1 protein-coding gene is annotated in these 1,118 nt (G+C 69.7%); it reads right to left on the bottom strand.

Translation table 11 applies throughout. The features are described from left to right. Positions 1-235: 235 nt before the first annotated feature. Positions 236-907 (bottom strand): HAD family hydrolase, encoded by a 672-nt coding sequence (locus AOK03_RS38940; RefSeq protein ID WP_055570076.1) that lies wholly within the window; start codon positions 905-907, stop codon positions 236-238. Positions 908-1,118: the final 211 nt, after the last annotated feature.

Here is a 1,118-nt window from a genome sequence, read left to right as displayed (position 1 = left end):
GGCCCCACCAACGTCACCAGCCGCGCGTACGCGAACGCCGCCCGCACCTGCGCCAGTTCGTCCACCCGCCCGACGAACGACGTCAACTCGGCGGGGAGTTGCCCACCCCGCCGCTGCCCGAAGCCGAAACCCATCGCGTAACCCGCCCCCGTCACGTCGTCCCGCAAGGCCGAGGATCCCACCTCAGCGTACGCAGAACAGCGCGGAGCGTAAGCGGAAATCCCCGCAACCACCCTCAGGCGACGAGCCGTTCGGCCACATCAACGGCGTCGGCCAGAGTGTCGACGACGGGCACCCCGGCCGGCTCAAGACTCGCCCGACTGTGTGACCCCCCGGTGTACAGAACGGCCTGCGCCCCCACATGAGCGGCGGCGACGGCGTCATCGACGGCATCCCCGATCACCACGACCCGACCCACGTCGAGAGGCTCGTCAAAGGCCTCCAGGTGCCGCACCATCCGCTCGGCCTTGCCGGCGTGCGACTCGTCGGTCCGCCCGTCGATCCGTACGAAGTACTCGTGGATCCCGTGCCTGCGCACGATCGGAACCAGCTGCTCGTGCGGGGCGAGCGACAGCAACGACTGCGTACGCCCGTCGGCCCGCCGCGCGGCCAACAGCTCGGACGCCCCCTCGGCCAGCCCGCAGCCCTCCGCGCGCGCCCAGTAGTGCTTGTGGAAGACGGTGTCCATGACCCGCCACTCGGCATCGGTGGGAAGCCGCCCCATCAGCCGCTCGTAGAACCGGGGAATCGGCACGCAGTACAGATCGCGATACCGCTCCAACGTGATCGCCTCGAGCCCGAGCTCCGCGAAGGAGGCGTTGGTCGCCTCGATCACCGCATGGATGTCATGCAGCAACGTCCCGTTCCAGTCCCACACGATATGCGCCCCGCGCAGCAGCTTCCCCATCCCGAAAACCTACCCGCCACCCACTCCGGACCCACATCCGCACACCCACCACCCGCAAGGGCACAAGCACCCACCGGGCCGCAGCCGCGCACGAGACGCGGAGGGGACGCGGGGGTATGTGCGCACGGAGCACCGAGCACACCGCGACGGCAAGAAGAATCTGACGCGGCGCAGGGATGGCGAGTACGCACATACCCCCGCGGCCCCGCAC

Origin of the sequence: Streptomyces atriruber (assembly GCF_001418325.1) — a bacterium.
GTDB classification, from domain to species: domain Bacteria; phylum Actinomycetota; class Actinomycetes; order Streptomycetales; family Streptomycetaceae; genus Streptomyces; species Streptomyces atriruber.
This window is presented reverse-complemented; position numbering and strand designations above follow the sequence as displayed.

Excerpts from the sequence above, each read along its gene's own strand:
- AOK03_RS38940 (WP_055570076.1), bottom strand. The coding sequence starts at position 907 with ATGGGGAAGCTGCTGCGCGGGGCGCATATCGTGTGGGACTGGAACGGG.